This is a genomic window from Lysinibacillus sp. RC46, from assembly GCF_041262385.1.
GTDB lineage: Bacteria > Bacillota > Bacilli > Bacillales_A > Planococcaceae > Lysinibacillus.
Genome location: NZ_JBGCCF010000037.1, coordinates 14,393 through 40,525, shown reverse-complemented (window position 1 = coordinate 40,525; position 26,133 = coordinate 14,393). Strand labels below are relative to the sequence as shown.

14 protein-coding genes are annotated in these 26,133 nt (G+C 35.3%); 13 read left to right on the top strand and 1 reads right to left on the bottom strand.

The annotated features are described in order from the left end of the window. Positions 1–55 precede the first annotated feature (55 nt). The 12 genes from ABH966_RS23420 (at position 56) to ABH966_RS23365 (ending at position 25,066) form a co-directional block, all read left to right on the top strand. Positions 56–1,807 carry an ABC transporter ATP-binding protein gene (locus tag ABH966_RS23420; protein ID WP_370082677.1) on the top strand — a complete coding sequence of 584 codons (1,752 nt, stop codon included), beginning with the start codon at positions 56–58 and terminating at the stop codon, positions 1,805–1,807. Positions 1,808–1,874: 67 nt separating this feature from the next. After that, on the top strand, positions 1,875–3,587 hold the full coding sequence (locus ABH966_RS23415; RefSeq protein ID WP_370082675.1) for an ABC transporter ATP-binding protein: 1,713 nt from the start codon (positions 1,875–1,877) through the stop codon (positions 3,585–3,587). Between the two features lie 40 nt (positions 3,588–3,627). Then, a complete protein-coding gene (locus ABH966_RS23410; protein ID WP_370082673.1) occupies positions 3,628–5,271 on the top strand; it encodes a (2,3-dihydroxybenzoyl)adenylate synthase in 1,644 nt (547 codons plus the stop codon). Beyond that, a complete protein-coding gene (locus ABH966_RS23405; RefSeq protein WP_370082671.1) occupies positions 5,268–13,067 on the top strand; it encodes an amino acid adenylation domain-containing protein in 7,800 nt (2,599 codons plus the stop codon). Before ABH966_RS23410 ends, ABH966_RS23405 begins: the two co-directional genes overlap by 4 nt. Beyond that, positions 13,064–14,032: an ABC transporter substrate-binding protein gene (locus ABH966_RS23400; protein WP_370082669.1), complete on the top strand. Its 969-nt coding sequence runs from the start codon at positions 13,064–13,066 to the stop codon at positions 14,030–14,032. Before ABH966_RS23405 ends, ABH966_RS23400 begins: the two co-directional genes overlap by 4 nt. A gap of 15 nt (positions 14,033–14,047) precedes the next feature. Beyond that, positions 14,048–14,806 (top strand): ABC transporter ATP-binding protein, encoded by a 759-nt coding sequence (locus ABH966_RS23395; protein ID WP_370082667.1) that lies wholly within the window; start codon positions 14,048–14,050, stop codon positions 14,804–14,806. Then, positions 14,790–15,551 carry an ABC transporter permease gene (locus ABH966_RS23390; RefSeq protein WP_370082665.1) on the top strand — a complete coding sequence of 254 codons (762 nt, stop codon included), beginning with the start codon at positions 14,790–14,792 and terminating at the stop codon, positions 15,549–15,551. The genes ABH966_RS23395 and ABH966_RS23390 overlap by 17 nt, the downstream gene beginning before the upstream one ends. Positions 15,552–15,565: 14 nt before the next feature. Then, entirely contained in the window at positions 15,566–16,603 is a 1,038-nt protein-coding gene (locus ABH966_RS23385; RefSeq protein WP_370082663.1) for a methyltransferase, read from the top strand. A gap of 1 nt (position 16,604) precedes the next feature. Next, the gene (locus ABH966_RS23380) at positions 16,605–22,118 is read left to right on the top strand and encodes an amino acid adenylation domain-containing protein (protein ID WP_370082661.1); all 5,514 of its coding nucleotides are present in this window, start codon (positions 16,605–16,607) and stop codon (positions 22,116–22,118) included. Beyond that, positions 22,102–23,223 carry a saccharopine dehydrogenase NADP-binding domain-containing protein gene (locus ABH966_RS23375; protein WP_370082659.1) on the top strand — a complete coding sequence of 374 codons (1,122 nt, stop codon included), beginning with the start codon at positions 22,102–22,104 and terminating at the stop codon, positions 23,221–23,223. Before ABH966_RS23380 ends, ABH966_RS23375 begins: the two co-directional genes overlap by 17 nt. Continuing rightward, positions 23,220–24,305 (top strand): Gfo/Idh/MocA family oxidoreductase, encoded by a 1,086-nt coding sequence (locus ABH966_RS23370; protein WP_370082657.1) that lies wholly within the window; start codon positions 23,220–23,222, stop codon positions 24,303–24,305. Before ABH966_RS23375 ends, ABH966_RS23370 begins: the two co-directional genes overlap by 4 nt. Beyond that, entirely contained in the window at positions 24,299–25,066 is a 768-nt protein-coding gene (locus ABH966_RS23365) for a thioesterase II family protein (protein ID WP_370082655.1), read from the top strand. The genes ABH966_RS23370 and ABH966_RS23365 overlap by 7 nt, the downstream gene beginning before the upstream one ends. 96 nt (positions 25,067–25,162) lie before the next feature. On the opposite strand, the gene ABH966_RS23360 is transcribed toward ABH966_RS23365, so the two are convergent. Then, a complete protein-coding gene (locus ABH966_RS23360; protein ID WP_370082653.1) occupies positions 25,163–25,408 on the bottom strand; it encodes a YhjD family protein in 246 nt (81 codons plus the stop codon). Between the two features lie 254 nt (positions 25,409–25,662). Here ABH966_RS23360 and ABH966_RS23355 point away from each other — a divergent pair, with 254 nt between their 5' ends. Continuing rightward, positions 25,663–26,058 carry an NUDIX hydrolase gene (locus ABH966_RS23355; RefSeq protein WP_370082651.1) on the top strand — a complete coding sequence of 132 codons (396 nt, stop codon included), beginning with the start codon at positions 25,663–25,665 and terminating at the stop codon, positions 26,056–26,058. Positions 26,059–26,133 lie beyond the last annotated feature (75 nt).

The window sequence follows — 26,133 nt, the reverse complement described above, 5'->3', positions numbered from 1 at the left end:
TGTGCAGAGAAATGTACGATACAAAATTACGATGTAAGGGAAGGGCTGAACGATAATGGGGAAAGTTGTAAAACAAAATGAAAATCCGATCTTTATGCTTCTTTCTTGGGCTGGAGAGGATAAAAAATATTTATATTTGTCTGTTTTATGTTCTTTAATTAGTGGTCTTTCGACAATTGTACCTTATTTCATTATTTATCAAATAATTGAGCAAGTCTATCACAATAATTTAACAGAAGCTTTGTTAATTCAAAATTTATTGATTTTGGCTATTTCGATAATTGTTCGATTTGGGCTCTTTGCTATTTCTGGTACCCTATCGCATAAGGGTGCCTATCGAACGTTATTTAAAGTGCGTTGTCAAGTAACAGAGCATATGGCGCAAGTTTCACTAGGTTCTTTAAATGAACGAAATACAGGAGAAATTAAAACACTATTAAATGAAGAAATTGAAAAGCTAGAGTTATTTTTAGCACATCATTTACCAGAGTTAGTGTTTTACTTGAGTGGTCCAATTGCTGTCTTCATCTATTTATGTACAGTTAACGTACCGTTAGCGCTTATTTCGTTTATTCCATTAATTGTTGCAGTGGCAGTAATGGTAATAATGTTTCGGGGGACGAATCAATTAATGGATCGAGGAGCACGTTCCATAGCCAATCTAAATGCAATCATTATCGAATATATTCAAGGAATGCGTTTAATTAAGGCATATAACATGAGTAGTTCATCATTTAAAAAGTTTACAAACACAGTAGATGATGAATTTAATGTCTGGAAAGAAATGTCTTTAAAAATGGGTCCACCATATGCGAGCTTTGTCATTATTATAGAATGTGGCTTACTCCTTATGGTACCTATTGGTGGAATGTGGTTTTTAAATGGTAGTTTAACAGGAAGTGTCTTTATTCTTTTTGCATTTGTAGGCTCATTGTATTTAACAGAATTACGACCTTTACAGGAATTAGGTTCAAACTTTGCACAGGTTTTAAATTCTGTAAAGAAATGCGTAGCCTTTTTAGAAACACCTGTTTTTGGGCAAGGGCAAGCATTTCCGAAGAATTACAATATCGAACTAAGAAATGTCAATTACTCTTATGATGGGCAAAAAGAACATTTAAAGAATGTGAATCTGTCTATTGTTGAAAATGAAAAAATAGCTATTGTAGGTGACTCAGGTTCTGGGAAAAGCACCATTGTACAGTTAATTTCACGCTTTAATGATGTTCAGCAAGGAGAAGTTTTGATTGGTAATCAAAATGTGAAGGATATTGATTATGAGGAATTATTAAAAAATATAACAACAGTTTTCCAAAAGACCTTTTTAACAAGTGGTACAGTGTTTGAAAACATTGTCATGGGTTCTAATGCTACACTCGATGAGGTAAGAACTGCGGCGAAAAAAGCACAAATAGATGATTTTATTATTTCATTACCTGATGGTTACGATACGAGGGTAGGGAGTTTTGGAACTAGATTTTCTGGTGGAGAAAAGCAGCGAATTGCTATTGCACGTGCCATTTTAAAAGATGCACCGATTTTAATATTAGATGAAGCAACATCCGCAGCAGACCCAGAAAATCAGGCCGAGATTGATCAAGCCATTGCTGAACTTTGTGTTGGTAAAACAGTAATTATCATTGCACACCGTCTTGGTATTATTAAGCATTGTGATCGAGTGGCAATTGTAGAAAATCAAACACTACAAGCATGTGGAACGCATCAAGAAATGCTAGAAGAAAACCCTTCATATAAAAAGACTTGGCAGGATTATAGTAAAGCTAGAGAAATTACGTATGAATTTTAACGATGTTGTACTTGTAGAAAAAGAAGGGTCTTCCAAGGGAAAGCCTATTTATGAAGGAGACTTAAGTATGGACAAAAAAAATGCATTTACAAAAAATGCTTCTTTTTATCTTTCGATTGTTTTCAATGTCATCGAGGGTATGCTAGCTGGTTTTAATTTTATCGTACTATATTACACGATTAATGCTTTAATAACAGAGCAATTAACGATGAACTTGTTAACTCGAATTCTGTCATTGTTAGGCGCTGTTTTTGTTATTCGTTTAATCATCTACGCGTTTGGTTATACGAGAGGGCAAATCGGAGGTGCCCAGATTAGTAGAATTCTTCGCTTGACACTGGGCGATAAAATGAAAAAAATACCGCTTTCCTCCTTTACGAAGGCACAAACAGGAGAGTACATTAATGCAACGACAACAAGTGTCAATAATTATGAAAATATTTTGACTCATAAAATAGGAGATATTATAAAAAATTCTTCATTTACTTTACTGCTAATTGGCTTTATTTCGACTATTTATATACCTGCTGGAGTAGTTCTGTTATGTTCAGGTTTATTGTTAATACCAACTCTTTATTTATCCTTTTTAATGGTAAAAAAATACGGAAATCAAAAGAAAAATATTATGACAAGTAACACAAGTGCTGTAGTTGAGTATATAAATGGTATTCAAACGTTGCGATCATTTGGTTTGGGTGGTGTTAAAAATAAAGCAACAACCTCATCAATGAAGGACTATAGTGATGTTAGTTATTTATATGAGATTAAAGTAATTCCAATTGGTACAACGTTTAGTATTTTGTGTTGGCTAAGTTTACCGATTGTTCTTTATTTAGCAGGACATCAATGGCTGGAGGGGAATTTAGATGCGTCTTCTTTCTTTCTAATTAGCATTTCCCCTTTATTTACATGCAAATTATTTGGCACACTTTTTATTGATTTAACCTCTTATAAAAACTTAATGATTGCAAAAAGACAAATTGAGTGCGTCATAGAAGAGGTGGAGGAGTTATCAAATGAGACTTCTTTTGAACCTGAACAGTATAGTATAGCTTTTCAAAATGTGAATTTCGCTTATAACCGAGGGGAACCTATACTACGAAATGTCAATTTTGAAATTGATTCTTCACAGTTTGTGGCGATTGTTGGACCATCGGGTTCGGGAAAATCAACTATTTTAAATTTAATAACAAAATACTATGAGCCTGAACGCGGTGATATATTAATCGGTCAGCAAGTTATTCAATCGATTGCTTCTGAAAAAGTATTGCAGAAAATTTCACTAGTCGACCAAGATATATTTTTGTTTAATGATACGATTTTAAATAATATTCGCTATGCAAAGCCAGAAGCGACAGAACAAGAAATTATTAATGTTGCGAAAGAAGCAAACTGCCATGATTTTATTGAGAAATTAGAGTGTGGCTATGACACAATTGTTGGAGAAAATGGTAATAAGCTATCGGGCGGTGAAAGACAACGTATATCCATTGCACGTGCTATTTTAAAGGACAGCCCAATACTTTTATTAGATGAAGCAACAGCGTCGTTAGATATCGAGAATGAGCTGGCTGTAAAAGAAGCGATTAAAAATCTTTTGAAAAAGAAAAAAACGGTTGTTATGATTGCCCATACGCTTTCCATTATAAAAAATGCAGACAAAATCCTAGTTGTTAATGAAGGACAAATCGTAGAAGAAGGTTCACATGAAAAGCTCATTGCTAAAGAAGGCAAATATGCAGCAATGTGGAGAAAGGAACATCAATTAAGTAGCGTATAACAAAATGTATTTTGTAGATGAGAGGATGGGAGCGAAAAGCATGTCTTCACAAATGGATTGGTATTTACATGAGGTTGAACGATATGAGCAATTGGGTTTCTTAAGAAAGAAAACATTAATGGAGGAGCTAGAAATTATCGCTGAACAATTTCCTCATAACATAGCAGTTGTGGAAGGAAATCGACGCCTAACTTATCAAGAATTGCTTCAAGAAATTGAGCAATTATCGACAGGCTTTTTGTCATTAGGTTGGCGGCAGGGTGATCGGGTTTTATTACAATTACCAAATACAATTGAGTTTATTACTGTATTATTTAGTCTACTAAAAATAGGTGTGCAGCCTGTTCTGATGTTACCTTCTCATAGAGAAATAGAAATTGATACAATCGCAAAGATGGTACAGCCAATAGCTTATATATGTTGCAACGCTCATCTTGGTATTCAGTATGAGTGCATGGCTGCACAAATCATCCCTCTGCATAAAAGTATTCGATATATTGTGACGGTTGGTAAATCTACCGTACAGTGGCCAGCAACTTTTACACATGTAACATTAGATCAGCTTAAAGAAAGTAGCTATTCATTAGTGGTTAGTGATTTACCACATTATAGAGATACTGCGTTATATTTATTGTCTGGTGGCACTACAGGTATTCCGAAAATTATTCCGAAAATCCATGAGGCGTATGCTTACAATGCACTAGCCTCTGCTGAAAAATGTGGGATTACTCCTGAAACTGTATACATGGCAGTACTATCTATTTCACATGATTATCCGTTATGCTCTCCAGGCATATTAGGCACTCTTTTTACAGGAGGCAAAGTGGTATTATGTCAAACTTCTAGCTTTGATGAAGCATTTCAAGAAATAGAAAAGGAACGTGTGACACATACCTCAATTGTACCAACAATAGCTAGCTTATGGTTAGAAGCTTTTGAATGGTATGAAGAATTGGATATGTCGAGTTTAGAGGTTGTTTTAATTGGTGCTGCTCACATAGAGCAAAAAACAGCTGTTCATTTTATGGATAAATTTCAATGTAAAATACAACAAGGATATGGATTAGGGGAAGGAATAACTTGCTTCACAGCATTAAATGATCCTATAGAAACTGTTACGAGCTGTCAAGGGCGAGCAATTTCTTTAGGTGATGAAATAAAGATTATAGATGAGCTAGGAAGAGAAGTTCCTCAAGGTGAGCTTGGGGAATTGGTGGCAAAAGGACCGTATACATTTGGGGGTTACTATCAAGCACCTGCTTTAAATGCTGATATTTTCACAATAAATTATTTTTTACGTACTGGTGATAAAGCACGTATAACACCAGAGGGGAATATACAAATTGTTGGTAGAGTAAGGGAACAAATTAATCGTGCAGGTGAAAATATTATACCCTCTGAAATCGAAAGCTTTCTACGAGCACATCCAATTATTAAAGATGTAGCTGTTATCGGTTTGCCAGATAAAGTGTTAGGAGAGAACATTTGTGCATTTTTAGTTACGGATGGACAAAGAATTGAACGAGATGAGATATGTAGTTTTCTAATCCAACTAGGCGTTGCTCAATATAAACTTCCAGATCAAATCATATATGTAGAGCGGTTACCATTTATAAATGTAGGGAAGGTTGATAAGAACAAATTAAAACAGATTACTATAGAAAGAGAGGCGTCAAAGTATTGAGATTAAAGAATGATCTAGATAATATCCAAAGTCTAGTGTTGGAAGTCAATCATCTACTCGGTATACAGAAAGAAATACATGAGGATCAAAATTTATTAGAATTAGGCTTAAACTCCTTACAAGTGATGAAATTAGTTGGCAAACTAAAAAAAGTTGGGGTAACAATTACCTTTAAAGAATTAATATCCGAGCCGTATTTAAGTGCTTGGAATAAAATAATAAATAGAGATTATGTATATACAATTAATAATGATAACGAACTATTAGAAAATCAAGATAAGACAGTAGCTAATATGTATGAACCTTTTCCATTAACAGATGTACAGTATGCTTATTGGGTTGGACGACAAAGCGGTCAATATTTAGGTGGAAATGGCTGTCATGGTTATATGGAAATTGATGGGCGGAATATTGATATAGAGCGGCTTAAAGCAGCATGGGCATTAATAATTCAGCATCATCCTATGCTCCGTGTCAAATATACAGAAGATGGTCAACAGCAAATTTTAAAAGAATCACCTTTTACAACTATTGATGTCCACGATTTTACAACTTGCTCGCAAGTCGAGATTAGCAAAAAGCTAGAAACTATTCGCGCTAATACCTCACACCGGCTATTGGCAATTGATCAAGGGGAAGTAGCTTGCTTACAGCTATCTCTATTACCAAATGGTAAAACTCGTCTCCATTTCGATATAGACTTACTTGTAGCTGATGTTCAAAGTTTCCAAATTATTTTAAGAGATTTAGCGGCAGCTTATTCTAGACAGCAAAAACCGAAGGCACCTGAAAATTGGAACTTTGCAAAATATCTACATGATAAAGCACTAGCAATTGCCAATGAAGAAAGCTACGCAGAGGCTTATTGGAAAAACAGGTTAACTACTTTGCCATTAGGTCCAAAACTACCGTTATCAAACAATGCTGAGTTGATACAACACACCCCTAAATTTACAAGAAGGGAGCATTTTTTAGAAGAACAATCTTGGAGTAAGCTTAAATTGACTGCCTCACACCATAACGTCACACCTGCAATGGTATTGTTAGCAGCTTATGCCTATACATTAAGTAAATGGAGCAGTGAATCTCGTTTTATTATTAATATTCCATTGTTTAACCGAGATACTTTGTCTGAAGAGATAGAGCAAGTTGTAGCTGATTTTACTACGCTACTATTATTGGAAGTCGATAGTGAAAATCGACAACATTTTTTAGCATTTACGAAAAGTTTACAACAGCAACTTCATCAAGATTTAAACTATACCGCTTATTCAGGTGTGAAAATTCAACGGGATATGGCTAAGTATTTCCCAGATGAAAAAGTGTTTGCTCCGATAGTTTTTTCATGTAATTTAGGCGTACCACTAATAAATGAGGAGTTTAAAGATGCATTTGGTACTATTCATTATATGATTTCACAAACGCCACAAGTTTGGTTGGATTTCCAAATGTTTGATATGGATGATGGTTTGTTATGTATTTGGGATGGTTTAGATGAATTATTCCCTTCGGGTTTGTTGGATGACATGTTTGAACTGTTTATCAAAACTATTGATTGGTTAATTGAAGATGAACAGCATTGGCTTCAACAGCCAGCTATCGAAACAAAAGCACAAGAAGTAAGACGTCAATTAATTGATAATGCCACAATAGAAGATCATGCTCAAGGCTTGCACACGTCTTTCTTCGAAAAAGCAAAGCAACAACCACAAGTTATAGCGCTTATAGATGGTATAAGTCATAAAGAAGTTAGTTATGAGACGCTGTCATTACAAGCGGAAAAGGTTGCTGCGGCCCTGTTACATAATGGTTTTAAACAAGGTGATCGAGTAGCTATTTCATTGCCAAGAGGATTAGAGCAAATACAAGCGATTTTAGGAGTACTAGCTATTGGAGGCTGTTATGTTCCTGTACATGTGACACAGCCTATTGAACGTTATAAAAAAATTATTGAGAAGGCAAATGTTTCTTTTATTCTAACAACGGCCTCCTACGAAGAAAAGTACCAAGATATTGAACAAGTACAAGTTATTATGATGGAACAGATACATCAATTTGGTCATGTGAAGTTTCCTAAAGTAGATGTAAACCGTTCTGCTTATATTATTTTCACATCAGGTTCAACGGGAGAACCAAAAGGTGTAGAAATTAGTCATAAGGCTGCTTGGAATACAATTGCAGATATTAATAAAAAATATGATATTAGCAAAGAAGATCGTATTCTAGCATTATCATCATTAGATTTTGATTTATCTATATATGATATATTTGGTCTTTTAAGTGTTGGTGGTAGCCTTGTCCTTATATCAGACGATACGGCTCGAAACGCAGATATTTGGTTAAAGTTAATATGTAATTACCGTATTACATTATGGAATTCAGTACCTGCTTTATTGAAGATGTTATTAATAGAAGCCGAAAGCGTAAAAATGATTTGTCAAAATTTACGTATTGTGATGTTGTCAGGAGATTGGATTAGTTTAGATATTCCTGAGAGACTGTTAAAAGTAGCACCGAAAGGGCTATTAGTAGCAATGGGCGGTGCGACAGAAGCGGCAATTTGGTCCAATTATTATCATGTCAATCATCCAATACCAGCAAGTTGGCGTTCAATCCCTTATGGAAGATCCCTGAAAAATCAGTTTTATAGAATTATTGATACAAATGGGGAAGACTGTCCGAGTTGGAAAGCAGGAGAGTTGTGGATAGGAGGTGCCGGTGTAGCCAAAGGATACGTAGGAGAGCCACAATTAACTACTGAACGCTTTATTGAAGAGAAAGGTATTCGTTGGTATAAGACAGGGGATATCGGTCGATTTTGGAACAACGGCCTTATCGAGTTTTTAGGAAGAAATGATTCACAGGTAAAGGTACGGGGTCACCGTATTGAATTAGGTGAAATCGAAAGTGCCATTAGAAGTTATGAAATAGTTGAGGATGCTGCTGTCACGGTCAGAGGAGAGGAAAACCAATATTTAGCCGCTTATATTGTAAGTAGTTCTGAAAAAGAGCAAGTACAAACTATTAAATATAATAAACCAATGATTGATTGGTCTTATATTGTTCAATTAAAAGAGAATGGGGATTTTACTAAAACTTACAATGAGAATGAAAATCGTTATCGGTCGTTAAAGGATTATTGTGAATATCTTACTATGGAGATGATTAGTAAAATAATTTCCAAATTAGGATTTCCGCTAGAAAAAGATGTTCGTTACAATATTTTAAAAATAATAGAGCGAGAAAAAATTAACAGCAGATATCAAAGTTTAATATATCAATGGTTTAGTTTTTTGGAAAAAAACAATTTAGTTTCTTGTGAAGGATCTACTATTCATAATAAACAATGCTTAATCGTTAATAGTGAAGAACAGTTTAGTAGTTTAGAGAAAATGCAAACAACATATATAAGGGCGTTTGTTTCTGACTTTTTTGAAAAAAGCTATGCACTTTTAACGGGTGAACTAGAGCCTTTAGAATTATTGCTTCATCATAACATACATCCTTTAGAACAATTGACTGAAAACATGTCTGATGGAAAAAAACAGCAGGATTTAATAGCGACTCTGATTCAAACAGTTTTAAGTAATCGAACAGAACGCCAAGCACCACTCAAAATATTAGAGGTTGGGGTGCGTCATACGAACACACTTCGTATTCTAGCAGAGACTTTTTCAAAAGATGAGATTCATTATACTGCTACAGATGAGTCCAACTACTTTATAAATCGTGTTCAAAAAATAGTAGGTTTACAGCCCAATATCCATTTAAAAGTACTTGATATAAATAAATGTCCAATTTCTCAAGGTTTTATAGATGGTGAATATGATTTGATTGTGGCGTCGCACTCTTTGCATAGAGCAGTCCATATTAGAAATTCACTTAAAGATTTAAAGAAGTTATTAAAGCATGGTGGGCTATTTGTTAATTTAGAAATGACGGAGAATAATCCTCTGCAATTAGTCAGTACAGCATTTTTAGAAGATGGTTTTACACATTATAAGGATGAACGGGAAAAGACATGTCTTCCATTACTATCGGAAGATCGTTGGCTCTCTATTTTTAAAGAAGAGGGCTTCACAAATATTACGCTTCAGTCTATTGATACAGCCTTTACTCAGTATTTATTTGTAGCTCAAGTTGAAAGACAATCATTTTCAGAATTCCAGCTAGAGCCACTTAAACATTATTTAGAAAAACGATTACCAAGTTATATGATTCCTCATGTAATTATTCCATTAGAGGAGTTACCTATTACGGCCAATGGCAAAGTGAATCGAGCAGCATTACCAATCCCTGAAATTGAGCAAGTCAATTTAGCTACAAAAGAATTTATTGCACCAGCAACCCCAATCGAAATAAGGTTAGCAGAAATATGGACCGAAGTATTAGGGGTAGATGCAATTGGCATACGTGATCATTACTTTGAGCTAGGCGGGGATTCATTATTAGCTACTCAGCTTAGTGCAAAAATAAAAGAGCAATTTGCTGTCAAAATTAGCTTAGAAGCAATCTTCAATCAGCCTGATTTTCAACAGATGGCACTGTTATTAGAGGAATTAGTGCTACAAAAGACAAACGAAGAAACGGAGAAAAAGCTACCAACTATAGTGCCTAATGAGCGGGATCGTTTCGAGCCATTTCCATTAACAGAAGTTCAACAAGCATATTGGCTAGGTCGTAGTGGTATTTATGCATACGGTGATGTATCCACTCACTGCTATTTTGAAATGGATTGCCCAGCTCTAAATCATGTAAGAGTGGAACAAATATGGAATCGTCTCATACAACATCATGATATGATGAGGGCCGTCATTTTAAATGATGGACAACACCAACAGGTTCAAGAGTTTGTAGAGTACTATTCTATTGCATCGTACAATCTTACAAATCTTTCAACAGAACAGCAAAAAGAACAGCTTACAATAGTGCGAAGTGAGATGGAGCATCAAACATTTAATCCAAGTGAGTGGCCCTTGTTTGATATTCGAATGTCGACTATAAATGAACATAAAACAAGACTACATATTAGTTTTGACAATATTATTTTTGATGGTTTTAGTATGTTCTATTTATTTAAAGAGTGGAAGCGCCTATATGATGATTCTTCTGCAAAACTACAAGTGCTTCAAACTACATTCAGAGATTATATATTGGCTTATGAAAAAATTCGGGAAACAGAAATGTATGAGCAGGATATGCAATATTGGAATCAACGCATTGATAATATGTACCCTGCACCAGATTTACCTCTACTTGATTATAAAGGAGATTTATCTAACTGTAAGTTTACGAGATATGAAGAGAAACTATCTTCACAGCAATGGCTAGCCTTAAAGCAATTAGCTACCAAAATGAACTTGTCTCCAGCATCCTTGTTAATCGCTGCTTATGCTGAAACTTTAGCAAGATGGAGTAGTCAACCAAAATTTACAATAAATCTTACTCGTTTCCATCGTGTGCTATTTGAACCGGATGTAGAACAGCTTATAGGTGACTTTACATCGCTTAATCTTTTATCTATTGATATGTCAAAAGGAGAATCTTTTTTAGAACGTGCTAGAAATGTTCAAAAGCAACTATTGCAGGATTTAGAGCATCCTTATGTGGGTGGTGTATATGTAGAGCGTGCAATAGCTAAAAAGTGGAATCGTCAAATGGGCATAATGATGCCATTTGTCTTTACGAGTGGATTAGGGCTTGAAAAAAATAATGGGGCATCAACAATGGGTGGCTATTTAGGAGATATTGTATATGGATTATCTCAAACTCCTCAAGTTTGGCTTGATCATCAAGTTTCAGAGCAAAAAGGTGAACTATGGCTAAGCTGGGATGCAATAGAGGAGATTTTCCCACGGCATTTAGTCATTGGCATGTTTGAGGCATACATCAGTATTTTAAAAGAGCTTTCTACGAAGGAAGATTTATGGAAAAAAAGAATTGGAAGTCTTGTGCGTTTACCATCTCAAGAGCAAGTAGGAAAAATTAAAGGGCAGGACACAGAAATATCAAATGAGACGTTGTTAAGTCTTGTTGAAAAACAAATAGCTGAAAATCCTACTAATATCGCAGTGTTCTCAGAAGAAAAAACTATTACGTATCAACAGCTATGCCATTTAAAAAATCATACTGCTCAATCATTACTTGAACGGGATAGTACTAAAGGGAAATTAGTTGCTATTGTTATGGAAAAAGGATGGGAACAAATAGTTGCTGCATTGGGGATTATTAAAGCAGGGAAGGCATATTTACCGATTGATTGTACAACGCCTATTGAACGGATGGAATTTCTTTTAAAAGAAGGAGAAGTTCAATCCATAGTAACACAAGCACATATACTCACACAGCTACCCTTCCTAAATGATTATCATGTGACGGTCGTTGATGCTAAATGGGCACATCAAGAATGTCTAGTCGATAGTCCTGACTTGTTGCCTTCAGATTTAGCGTATGTCATTTATACTTCGGGTTCTACTGGTAAGCCGAAGGGTGTCATGATTGATCATAGAGGTGCAGTAAATACAGTATTAGATATTAATCATCGACTTGCTGTTTGTACGGAGGATCGTATTCTTGCGTTATCTAACCTAACGTTTGATTTATCCGTATACGATATTTTTGGCATACTTGCTGCTGGTGGTGGAATTGTTATACCAAAAGCTGAGCATGTAAAAGAACCTGCATATTGGAAAAAATTAATACAAAATCATCACATCTCCATTTGGAATACAGTGCCGGCCTTTATGCAAATGTTAACAGAATATAGTAGGAATATAGAGTCTGCTCAGTATCCAACACTAAGGGCTGTGTTATTGAGTGGTGACTGGATTTCATTAAGCTTGCCTACAGATGTTTGGGAAATTGCGCCAAAGACTCGAATATTGGGATTAGGTGGTGCGACGGAGGCGTCTATATGGTCAAATAGTTTCGATATACAAACAGTAAATAGGGATTGGAAGAGCATACCTTATGGCAAACCTTTAGCCAATCAATATTACTATATACTAAATGATCAAATGGCAGCTTGTCCTGTGAATGTACCAGGGAAATTGTATATCGGAGGATTAGGACTTGCCATGGGGTATTGGAAAAATGAAGAGCGGACAAATGACCAATTTTTACTTCACCCAATTACAAAAGAACGTCTATATGATACAGGAGATCTAGGGCGATATTTACCTGATGGCAATATTGAATTTTTAGGGAGAGCAGATTCACAAATTAAACTAAATGGCTATAGGGTTGAAATAGGTGAAATAGATTATCACCTAGCTAAATTGCCTACTGTGAAGGAAGCGGCAACAATTGTTCATAAACGTAATGGAGCAACAATATTAGTGGCATATGTAGTATTAGAAGATGAACAAAATGGTCTAACTATTGAACAAACCAAAAATTTATTGGCACAAAAATTACCTAATTATTTGTTACCTACTGTGTACAAATATATTGATAAAATGCCACTGTCAGAGAACGGAAAAGTTAACCGTAAATTTTTACAACAGTTACCTCTAGAGCAAGAGGAGTCATCTGAATATAGAGAGCCTTTTACAGAGATGCAAAAAGAAATAGCGAAAATTTGGGAAGAAATATTGTCTTATTCATATCCTGGAATTGATGATGATTTCTTCGCATGTGGAGGTAATTCTTTAATGGCCATTCAAATCATCGGAAAAATAAAGGAGAAATTTAATATAGCGCTTTCTATTCAAACATTATTCACTCATTCACGTCTTGAACAACTAGCAGCATTCGTTGAGGAAAACAGTGTCACTATGGAGGAAGGTGCTCTATGAGACAATATCACCTTTCTCGAATAATTTTTATGATTGTCATTTTGGCCTTCATAAGTGGGTGTAGTGAAGATACAAAAATGACCAAGCATTCTTCACTAAAAATAGGTGTGTTGCGTATCGATGATAGTCTGCCTCTTTATGTTGCAGAGAAGGATCAGCTTTTCCAAAAATATGGTGCCGATGTTGAGCTTATAGAGTTTGGCAGTGCCTCTGATCAATCGAAGGCGATGGAGGCTGGTGAGCTAGATGGCATGATGACTGATATGATCGTTCAAAATTTAATAAAAAAGGGGGGCATTGATGTTAAAACGATTGCATTAGCATTAGGTGCGACGGAGAAGGAAGGAAGATTTTTAGTCGTTTCTTCTCCACATAGCTCTATTGTTGAACCGAAGCAGCTAGTAGGGCAATCTGTCATGATCTCTGAGAATACAATGATGGATTATTTAATGGAGCAATATGAACGGCATTTGAAACTAGATTCTTCTGAAATAACGAAAATTCATCTTCCGAATCTTTCATTACGTGTAGATACAGTATTAGCTGGAAAAGAAGCGCAAGCAGCTATATTACCTGAGCCATTGGCAAGCTATGCTGTTGCACAAGGTGCAAATATTGTCATTGATGATACAACACTTGGAGAGAACTTTTCCCAATCAGTCATCGTTATGACACAAAAAAACATAACAGAAAATAGAGCTGTGATTGAAAACTTCCTAAGAGCTTACAACGAAGCGATTAAACAGTTAAATCAGCACCCAGAAAAATACTTTGAACTTGCTCTAAAAGTGGCAAACGTACCGGAAATATTAAAAGGGCATTATGCAGTTCCAGTTTTTACTCCTAATTGTGTGCCAGCACAAGAAAATGTCGAGCGTATATCTGATTGGTTAGTTTCTAGAGGACTATTGGACAAAGCTTTTCCATATGAAGATCTAGTAGAAACGTCATTGGAAGAACAATAAAAAGGGGGATATGTCGTGTATAGAATTCAGCATGTTGACTTAGCGTACAAGACAGCCTCAGGTACGGTTAATGTCCTGCAAAACATTAACCTTCAAATATCTTCTGGTGAATGTGTAGCTATTGTTGGTGTTTCTGGTAGTGGGAAATCCTCTTTATTAAAAATTGTAGCTGGTTTGGAAAAACCGAGTAATGGAACCGTTTATTTTGATGGAAAAGAATTGAAAGGACCACAGCAGGAGATAGCGATTATTTTTCAAAATTACGGCCTGTTCCCATGGAAAAGTGTGAAAGATAATATAGCTCTCCCTTTAAAGCTTGCCAAACGACCTAAGCAAGAACGGGAAAAAGAGACACAATTTATTTTATCACAATTGAATATTCACAATCAGCAGTACAGTTATCCTTTTCAACTATCCGGGGGACAGCAGCAAAGGGTTGCAATAGGGAGAGCTTTAATCCAAAAGCCAAAAGTTTTGTTAATGGACGAGCCATTTTCAGCGTTAGATATTTTAACGAAGGAGCAATTAATACTAACATTGCAGAGAATACGTCATGAAAGAAATTTAACGCTACTATTTGTGACACATAACATTGATGAAGCGTTGATGATGAGCGATCGCATCGTCGACTTTCACGCTAATGGAAAAACAATTGCAGGCACCATTGAGAATGATTATCAGATAGAGGAGCGACGTAATCCTGCTTTCATGTATCGTCAACAACAACGAATTAAACAATTACTAAAGGGAGAGCCGTGTGAAGAAGACATATAGTATAGTCATCGCTACCATTATTATTATTTTATTATGGCATCTATCTAGCATCTCATTGAATAAAGCTTTTTTACCTACACCTTTTGAAGCGGGACAATCATTTTTAACAGTAGTAACTAGTGGTGAATTAACACAGCATTTTTTTATAAGTAGTTATCGAGTAAGTATCGGTATAATCTGTGCTCTCTTTTTCGCGATTCCTACAGGTTTACTTATGGGGTGGAATAAAAAGATAGATCTTTTATTAAGTCCTTTATTATATGTGCTTTATCCTATCCCAAAGGTTGTTTTTTTACCAATTATTCTCGTGCTATTTGGATTAGGGGATGTCCCAAAAATCATGTTAATTGCCTTTGTTCTTTATTTTCAATTGGTAGTAGTTATTCGTGATGCCGCAAAAGGAATTCCTTATGCTCAGAAACAAGTTATTCAATCATTGAACGCTACAAAACTACAAACACTGTGCCATTTGACACTACCCTATTGCTTACCGAGCGTAATGACTTCCTTGCGAGCTTCATTAGGAACAGCATTAGCAATCCTATTTATAGCTGAAACCTTTGCATCATTTAGTGGATTAGGTTATTACATTTTAAATCGAATGGATAGTAGAGATTACTTAGCTATGTATGCAGGTGTAATAGGGCTAGCTTTATTAGGAGGAGGGCTATATGCCCTTATTAATATCGTAGAAAATACTATTTGTAGATGGTATAAATTGATGGCAGATAGCAGCAGTAATTAATAAGGAGATTAACTATGGATATACAAGAAAGTATGATACGCTCAACGATTCAAGGCTTTTCTACTTCTTATTTGCTATATACAGCTTGTGAATTAGGGATATTTGATGCCTTATTCGATGAACGAAAGCATGTAACGTTATTGGCACAGGAATTAGCGCTTGACGAAGAAATGTTCTTTCGTTTTATGCGACCATTAGTAGCTTTGAAATATATGGAGGAAGAAAATAATTATTTTAAATTACTTCCTTTAGGGGAGAAATTATCAGGACAAGCAAGTGATTCATTAAAGGATTTTTTATTATTCACAGGCAGACAGGCAATGCCTTATTGGTCGAAGCTTTATGAAGCGATGAAAACGAAGAAAATCCCTTATCAATTAGTAGAACAACAGTCTTATTTTCAAGCGCAAGTACAGCAAAATGAAAAATTTGAAGTGTTTAATAAGATGATGAGTAAAACAAGTGAACGGCTTCAACTAGAAGCATATTTTGCAGAAAAAAAAGATTGGTACTGCATCAAAAAAATTATCGATGTTGGTGGAGGATCTGGAGAGATAATCGCGAAATTTTTGGAATTTTACCGCAATGCTCAAGGGATTGTAATAGATCTGCAACATGTACAACAAAAGGCAGAAGGAAAATTGGAGCTTTACGGCATCAACAGTCGATGTACATTTCAGGCAGGAGACTTTTTTCAAGAGGTACCTAAATTGGGTGATCTCTATATTTTATCGCGAATCCTCCATGATTGGGAGGATGAAGCAGCAATCACAATTTTACGTAATATCGCTCAAAGTATGGGCGGAAATTCTACACTAACTATAATTGAAAAATTATTACCAGAGGTTATTGAAGGAAATGCCTCGCATTTATATATGACGGATTTAAATATTTGGACGATGTGTGGAGGTAAGGAAAGAACACAATCCCAATTTGAGGCGCTATTTCATCAAAGTGGATTAACGATCAAAGCACTTTATTCATTAAAAGAAGATGACTATCTAATAGAAGTTGTGAAAAAGGACTTCGAATATCAGGAGGGAATATTATAACATGAAAAAATTATTAGAGGAGTATCGTGAGCTGGGAGTGAACCTTTGGGTAGAAGATGGAAAATTACATTTTAAGGCTCCAACTGGTGTACTTACAAATGAACGTAAAGAGCGATTGAAAGAATATAAAGAGCAACTCCTTGATTATTTACAGAAGGAACAACAATCAATTATTCATGATACTGAAAAACGCTATGATTCCTTTCCGCTTACTGATATTCAATCAGCCTATTTAGTAGGTAGAAGCAACAATTATCGTTATGGAGGAGTAGGTTGTAAAGTATATGCAGAACTAGTTGGCACTACTTTTGATCCTACACGGCTTGAAAAGGCATGGCACCAAGTCATAAAGCGACATGATATGCTCCATGCGATAGTGCATCAGGAGGGTTATCAGCAAGTATTAAAAAACGTAGAGCTCCCAACTATACAAGTTATTGATTTATCAGATGAAGTACCTGAAGTAGCCAATCAACGATTATTACATGTAAGAAATGAGTTATCTGTTAAGCAATATGCTCCTGATAAATGGCCGTTGTATGACCTAGTCCTTACACAGCAAAAAAATCAAAGTGTTATTCATCTATCTATTGATATGTTAATTGCTGACTTTGTCAGTATCAATGTATTAATAGCAGAATTAGAACACTATTACTATACAGGAAATACTCCATTACCAGCTTTAGATATTCAATTTAGAGATGTCATGATACAACAATATGAACAACATGATCGCTCGATTGCCAATGAAAAAGCTAAAAATTATTGGACTAGTCGTTTAGAGACTTTCCCAGAGGCGCCAGAGTTACCCGTTCAAAGCGACAAAATTGATAGCAATAAAATTCGTTTTGAACAATTTAATTTCCTGTTACCTAATCATAAATGGCAATTTTTAAGTCAGAAGGCAAAAGATCATCGGCTAACTCCTTCCAGTATTATTTTAACAGCGTTTGCTGAAATTATTGGCTTATGGTCAAAACAATCTCACTTTTGTATGAATATAACGATGCTTAATCGACCTAATATTCATGCTCAAATTCATGATGTAATTGGAGATTTTACGACCATCAATCTGTTAGAAATACATGCAAAAAGAGATAGAGCATTTTATGAGCATGCGGCTGAAATACAACAGCAGCTATGGACAGACTTAGAGTATCGCGACTTTTCAGGAATTGAAGTATTGCGTGAATTAAAGCGACATCGTAATCGTGATGTTATTATACCGGTAGTATATACAAGTACATTAGGTGCAGACGCGAATAGTCATATGTCTGAAAATGAGCCTAAGTTGAAATTAGCATATAAAATTAGTCAAACACCTCAAGTATGGATTGATTGTCAAGTATCTGAACAACCGGATGGAATATTAATAAATTGGGATGTACGTGAAGGTATTTTTCCAAGTGGGCTAATCGATTCAGCCTTTCAATTTTTTGTAGATCACTTAACAAAACTTGCAACTAACGAAACAGCATGGACAGAACGTCAATTATTAGGTTTACCTGAAGCAATGCAAAAGATTAGAAATGAAGTAAATAAAACAACGATTGATTTACCTAAGGGGTTACTCTATGACAATGTGCTAGATGCTATTGCACAATATGCTAAAAATATAGCTATTTTTGCAGATGGTAAATATTTTACATATGAGGAGCTCGGTCGTTATGTTTATGCCATTCAACAGGTATTGATTAATAAAGGTGTGCGGCAAGGAGATTTTGTAGCAATTGACTTACAGAAGGGTATTTGGCAAATTGCTGCTGTAATAGGAACATTAACAGCAGGTGGCGTGTATTTACCTTTAGATATTGAGCAACCGATTGCTCGTAAAAAAAATATTATAAGTGAATCACAAACCACTTTTATTTTAGGTCATGCTAGCCATAGTGATTTATACGAACAAGAATCTCTTTCCTTTATTGAAGTCGAGCAATTAAACACTGCTTTAGAAGCACAGTTAATTCCTGTACGTGTAGATGTAGAACAGCCAGCTTATATTATTCATACGTCTGGCAGTACAGGAAAAGCGAAAGGCGTTATTGTTAGTCATAGGGCAGTACTGAATACAATAATGGATATGAATCATCGTTTCCAAGTAACAGAGCATGATCGAGTTTTAGCAATTGCCAATTTAGCTTTTGATTTATCGGTATACGATATCTTTGGATTATTAAGTGTTGGTGGTAGCGTTATATTACCAGAGCATAAACGTCTTAAAGATCCAAAACATTGGTTGGAGCTTTTAACATCTCATCAAGCCACTATTTGGAATTCAGTACCAGCCCAATTACAACTTCTTCATGCATACATGCAGGATACGACAACAACTCTTCATAAAAAATTACGTTTAGTATTTTTATCTGGAGATTGGATACCTGTTACATTACCAAAACAAATGGCACATTATTTTGAACAAGCGAAATTTATCAGCCTTGGTGGAGCAACAGAAGCAGCAATCTGGTCTATTTATTATCCAATAGATGTAAATACTACCTATAAGAACAGTATTCCTTATGGTAAGCCATTAGCAAATCAATATTTTTATTTGTTGAATAAGGAGCTAGAGTCATGCCCTGATTGGACAATTGGTGATTTATATATTGGGGGAGAGGGGCTTGCCACCGGCTACCTACAGGATGAAAAAAATACTACAGCGAAATTTATTGTCCATCCTTACACTGGAGAGCGTTTATATGCAACTGGAGATATAGGGAGATTCCTACCAGATGGTGTGATTGAGTTTTTAGGGAGAGAGGATACTCAAGTAAAAATTAATGGGCATCGCATTGAGTTAAGTGAAATTGAAAGTTCTATGCAACGTATGCAGCAGGTAGAGCATGCAGCGGTTATTGCAAGTAAAGATTTGGCAAGTAAAGAATTTAACATTTCAGCATTCGTGCAAGCAAGGAAAAATACAAATCAAATAAAAACATTGGTTTCTTCAGAAAGATTAACAACTGTAGTTAAAAACGCTGGAGATCAAGCGACCCATAATGTAGATCGAGAGTTATTTGCACAATGGTCTACAATTTCAAATTGGACAGCCGTACTAGATATTATGAAAACATTCCAAGACTTAGATATTTTTATAGATGATCGAGAATTTTCTATAAGTGAAATTCAGCAAATAGTCAAAGTACATCCATACTACCATCAGCTACTAAGAAGATGGCTGAATGTTTTATGTAAAGAAAATCTTATAAAGCAAAATCCAGCAACGTCAAACTATTATCTAGTCAATAAAGATTTACCACACAATGCATCAGAAATCTCTTGGCTAAAATGGAGAGACATTGAAGAAAAAATGCAGTATGGAAAAAAACTTGTGGATTACTTTGAAGATTCAAGTAAGCATCTTTTAGGTTTACTTCGCGGGGATATTGATTCATTAGATTTATTTTTCCCTAAAGGAAGCTTTGATATTGCTTTAGCGGCATATAAAGACAACCTAATTAGTCGTTCATTAAATCAAGTTACAATTCAAGCTGTCCATACAATTGTAGATGAATTTAGAAAGGCTTATCCAGAGAAAACGTTCCGAATTTTAGAGGTAGGAGCTGGCGTAGGCGGTGTAAGTTTAGAGTTAATACCAACATTAAATCATAAAAATGTAGAATATGTTTTTACAGATTTATCACAATTCTTTTTAAATGAAGCGCGAAAATCGTTTGAACCTTATAAGTGGGTTACATATGGTTTGTATGATATCAATCAATCCTATTGGTCTCAAGGAATTCAAGCATCTTCCTTTGATTTGATTTTATGTAATAATGTTTTACACAACGCTAAGAAAGCTCCACAAGTGTTACAAACCTTTAAGGAAATGACAGTTGAAGGAGGAGCGTTAATAGTAGCAGATACGACTGGGGAAAACTATTCACTTCTTACATCAATGGAATTTCATGCTGGTCTAAATGATTTTGAAGACTTTAGAAAAAACAATGATCAAGTATTTTTCAATTGTGAACAGTGGCATGAGTTATTTGCAGCAACAGAGGTGGAGATAGCCGGTGTATATCCTACAAAAAATGATCCATTATCCGCTGCAAATCAGGCAGTATTTGTCGGTCAATTTATAGGTGAACGTAAGAGACTTTATGCGAGTGAGGTTCAGCAACATTTAGAAAGACAACTACCAAAATATATGATACCAGTGCATATTGAAGTGCTTCGTGAACTACCGTTATCTGAAAACGGCAAAGTGGATCGAAGTACATTACAAAGTCGACTAGAAGCATCCAATCCATTTATTGCACAATCCGGTGAATCTCCGCAAGGTGACTTAGAGAAAAGAATTGCAGAAATTTGGGCGAAAGCACTAAATAGAGAAAGTATTTGGCGCAATGAAAACTTCTATCAAGCAGGTGGCGATTCATTACTAGTTGCACAAGTTGTGGCAGCAATGAGAGATACACTTTCAGAAGTGGAGCATTGGGAGTGGGATCAATTAATGGTAGAGATTTTACAAACACCGACGATTGCAGAAATTGCAGAAAAGATAAGTCACTCGCTTGAAAATCATCAAACAATGCAGGATGAAACTGCCTCAGATACGAAAACATCTTTCGTTATATTAGCTGAAGGAGAGGTTGGCGGAAAAATTAAAGTACTATTCCACGATGGAACGGGAACACTTACACCTTACAATCAATTGCTCCCTTATTTGATAGATGAACCTAACCGCAAAGACACGATAGCAGGATTTATTTTTGGTGATGAAGCAGATTATTTAGCCTATACACCTGAAACACTTATTCAAAATTTAGGGCAAAAATATGCGCAACAATTGTTAAAGCTAAACGCTTCAAACTTTGAATTAATAGGGTACTGTATGGGAGGGCTTATTGCTGTTGAAACGGCAAAGGTGTTACTTGCAGAAGGTGTTCAAGTTGAACCAGTCATTACAATAGATACTACGCCTTGTGATGCAAAGCTTCGAAATGATCTATTAATGGAAAGAACATTTGGTTTATTAATAGGCGCTGATCTTGTAAAAAGTGGTCACGATGTCGAGGATGAATTACTTAAAAAAGCACTACATGATTTAATCAAAAAAGAAGCGAATACCATTACAATTGAAGATTTATGTAATCTAACCGGAGAGTTTGCACCAATTGCACAATGTTATCAAAAGCTTTCTAGCAAGTCTCCTAAACAGAGATTAGTAGATTTATATACTACCGTTCCAGCTTTGCAAGGTGATATTTCAGCTTTTCAAAAGCAACGAATGGTAACGCTATATCAAATCTTCTGTCAAAGCTTTAAAGGTGTTGTATCGTATGGAACCGAGCCTTTCATGGGAGACGTAGTTGCATTTAGTTGTATTGATAAAATATCATCCTTTTTACCGGTAATTGGTACAAGAAACGAAGAATTTTGGAGAGATATTACATTTGGTCATTTAAATATCATTCCTATAAATGGTAATCATATTACGTGTTTGCAGGAGCCTAATGTGAAAGAGACTGCTAAATTACTGCTTAAAGGAGTAAGCCATGAACCATCAATTTAAAATAGGAATTATTGGCTACAATGGGGCTGTTGGACAAGCGGCTGTAAGATATTTAAAAGATAAATACCCATTACGCTGTGGGAGTAGAAGTGAGCATAAAGAACATTCTCAATTAGACAAATTTATGGAATATATGCAGGTAGATATATATGACCAAATAGCGCTAGAGACATTTTGTGCAGGTTGTACAATCGTGTTAAATTGTGCAGGCCCCTCGTATAGCATTATTGATAGAGTGGCTCAAGCTGCCATAAAAGCTGGAGCCCATTATGTCGATGCATTTGGGGCAGATTTGTTGGAGAAGAAATTTATACAACAGGAGCTAACAAATATAATGATTCTTTCAGCAGGAAGTTTTCCCGGTTTATCGGGGGTTCTTCCTCGCCTATTAGCTCAAGAAGGATTTGATCAAATAGATAAAATAAGCGGCTATGCAGGAGGAGAAGAAGCATATAGTAAAGGCGCAGCAGCTGATATAATGCTTAGCTCCATCTATGGTTTTGGTACAGCGAATGCCTTTTATAAGGATGGAAAAGTAGTACGTGATATAGCACATACAGAAAAAATAAAAATGGAAATTAATGGTGAGGAAAATACTGTATATGCTCAAAGGTATATAACAAATGAAACAATTCGCCTTGCAAAAAAGCTACATATAACTGAAGCACATTGGCATAATATTTATTCAAATAAAGCTGTTTTTTCATTATTACAACAAGCGTGTATACAATTAGCAATGAAAAATACGCCTGAACATTTACATCAAATTGTAGATGACCTGATGGAAAAACTTATCATTTTCCCTGTTCGACAAACATGGTACACACTCGTCATAGAGATGATTGGAAAATTTAAGGGACAATCGATACGACGACAAGCTCAATTACTTTGTCAAAATAGCTTTACGATTAGTGGAATTATTTGTGCGTTATCTGTAGAAGCCATTATAGAAGGGATAATTCAGGAAAATGGAGTTTATTGGGCTTGCGACATATTGAATCCAAGTAATGTTATGCGAGAATTGCATGAACAGTGTGTGATAGAAGATTTTATCATTACTTCACAGACAGAAAATCACCTAGACTTGGAGGAAGGGATATTATGAGGCCATTAAGAGTAGTCGTTTGTGGTACGAAGTTCGGTGCTTATTATTTGCAGGCAATCTTAAATTTACCATCTCTTTATAAGCTTGTAGGTATTTTATCTAAGGGTAGTAACCAGTCGCAAGAACTCGCCAATACATTGAATGTTCCACTTTACACAACTGTAGAAGATATAACAAATGAGCAGGTGGATGTTGCGTGCGTTGTTGTTAAATCAACGATCGTGGGTGGAGAAGGGACAAATATAGCACAAGCATTTTTAGAGAAAGGTATACATGTTATACAGGAGCATCCTGTTCATGAGGATGACTATGTAAAGCTAATTAAAAGTGCGAAAGTAGGTAATTGTAAATATCACTTAAATAGTTTTTATCCAAATGTCGATGCTGTACATTCCTTTATACAAACGGCGAAAACATTAAGAGAAGTTAGTGATATTATTTATTTAGAGGCGGCTTGTAGTATCCAAGTATTATTTCCAATGCTAGATATTATAGGGCAAGCCCTTGGTAGTTTACAATCCTGTATATTTGAACCAGTTAATGACCCTACAGAGCATAACCCTTTTTATATGCTATCTGGACAAATACGGGACACCCCTGTGACATTACGTGTTTTCAATCAAATGGATTTAGCTAATCCAGAAAGTAACATTTATTTATTGCACAGAGTGACTTTAGGAACGAATAGAGGAACATTGTATTTACCGGACACGCACGGTTCAGTGCATTGGATGCCATGTATGAGTTCGTCATTAAACGAATCGCCTATATTAAATAAGAGAATAGACAATAAATTTCTAAGCTATCCAGTAGAGGAGATTGTCTTTACTGCACAAAACAATAGCTTCGAAGATCACTATAAAAAAATATGGCCTAAAAGCGTTGAACGTTCTCTTCTAACATTTTATGAAGATATTTGGAATCGTTCTTACTTTAATCAAACAACACAATATTATTTAACAGCTTGTAAATTATGGAATGATATTGGCAGAAAAATAGGACCCTCTCAAAAAGTTTACATACGGGAACGAGAACCATTAAGAATGAAGGATATCAAGGAGGATGAAGAATGGTTGTGGTAGACGTTAAAAAGTGGTTTCCTTTTGTGGACGAGTTAGATTACGAAAATAGTAATAAGCTGTTCTGTTTCCATCATGCTGGAGGCAGTGCCGCCGCTTTTAGAAATTGGAAAACATGGGAGCAGAACTTAGCTGTATTTCCGATAGAGCTACCTGGTAAATCAACAAGAATAAAAGAACAGTATATTACAGATTATCTTCATGTGATGCCACAAATTGCAGAAGCAATTAACAGAGTAACAAACCAAACGCGAATATATTTTTATGGTCATAGCATGGGAGCTATTCTTGCTTTTAAAACAGCCTGTTTACTAGAAGAAAAATATAAGAAAAAAGTGAATTTATTAATAGTAGCAGGTCGCCATGCACCTCAAGATCATTTCCCTGATGACTATCAAACATATATGGATGATAGTGAATTAGTTAAAGAATTAATACGAGTAGGAGGTACTCCGAAAGAGTTATTGGAAAATAAAGAAGTTTTACAACATATTTTACCAATAGTGAAAAATGATTATCGTTTGAATGAGTCTTTTGATTATCGTAATGAATTATTTCATGGTCCGATTGTTGCTCATTGCGGAACTAATGATCCAGATGCGCCTGCAAGTAGTATGAAAAATTGGGGAAATGTCACGACAAATTCTTTTAATTTGAAAGAGTTTTCGGGAAGTCACTTTTTCCCATATGAAAATAAACAGGATTATTATAAGAGTTTGGAGCAGAACTGTATACAGAGTTCTTCTAAGATTTGTATTAAGTAAAAAAAATTTAAAATGAGGGTATCTTAAAATTAGAGATACCCCCGTTTTGTATTCATATAAAGTATTTATTGAACCTGTAAAAGCTGTAATATATCCTTACCAATTTGCCCAGGGTTTGTCTACATTTACCCATTTGACTACCTCAATATTTTTCTTAGTAAGCACACGTTTTTTGTTATAAAAATCGTTTCTTAAGTCTTTAAATAAACCATCTACAACATTTAAATAGACCTTCGACATTTTTAAATTTTCAAGCGATGAATAGTCTTGTTGTAATGACCGAATGGCCATGTCTAATTTTATATAGTCGTATAAGATTGGTCGATCTTCGTGATTAATCATCAGTGTCCACCAGCTTTGCATCTTGTATATCATTAAATGCAATACGTTTTACTGATATATCTGTATCCAATAATAGCTCCCTTTTGTGCGGATACATCCCTGTTACTAATCAGTTTTGTCATGCAAATGCTGATTATGCCACAGTGTAAGTGTAACTAGTTAATTTACTTTTTAAGGTATTATATTTACAGTAGCTTATTCAGCAAAAGTGCAGGATTATGGAATAAAGGTTTATATAGAATGGGGGAATACATTTGCGAGATCGAGGTTCAATAGTTTTGATTAAAGATGAAAAGGTAGGACTGATTAAGAGGGTTCGAGAAGGTTCAGTTTATTATGTGTTTCCTGGTGGAGGAATAGAAGATGGAGAGACACCTGAAGAAGGAGCTAAAAGAGAAGCGTTAGAGGAATTAGGTGTTACGGTTAAAGTTGGTAAGTGCATTGCAACAATCGAATTTAATGGAACTCAATATTTTTTTCTTGCTGAGATAATGCATGGCGATTTCGGCACAGGGAAAGGTGAAGAGTACACAGATAAGAAAAGACAACGTGGAACATATCTACCGATGTGGGTAGATATAAACCAGCTATCTTCTATTGACGTTAAACCAAAAGAATTAGCTATAAAAATACAATCGTTATTCAATTAAACCAGCTAATAGATTGTCAATAAAAATCTTTTAAATTAAAAAACACTTCATGCTATACTAAAAAGCGCAACCCAA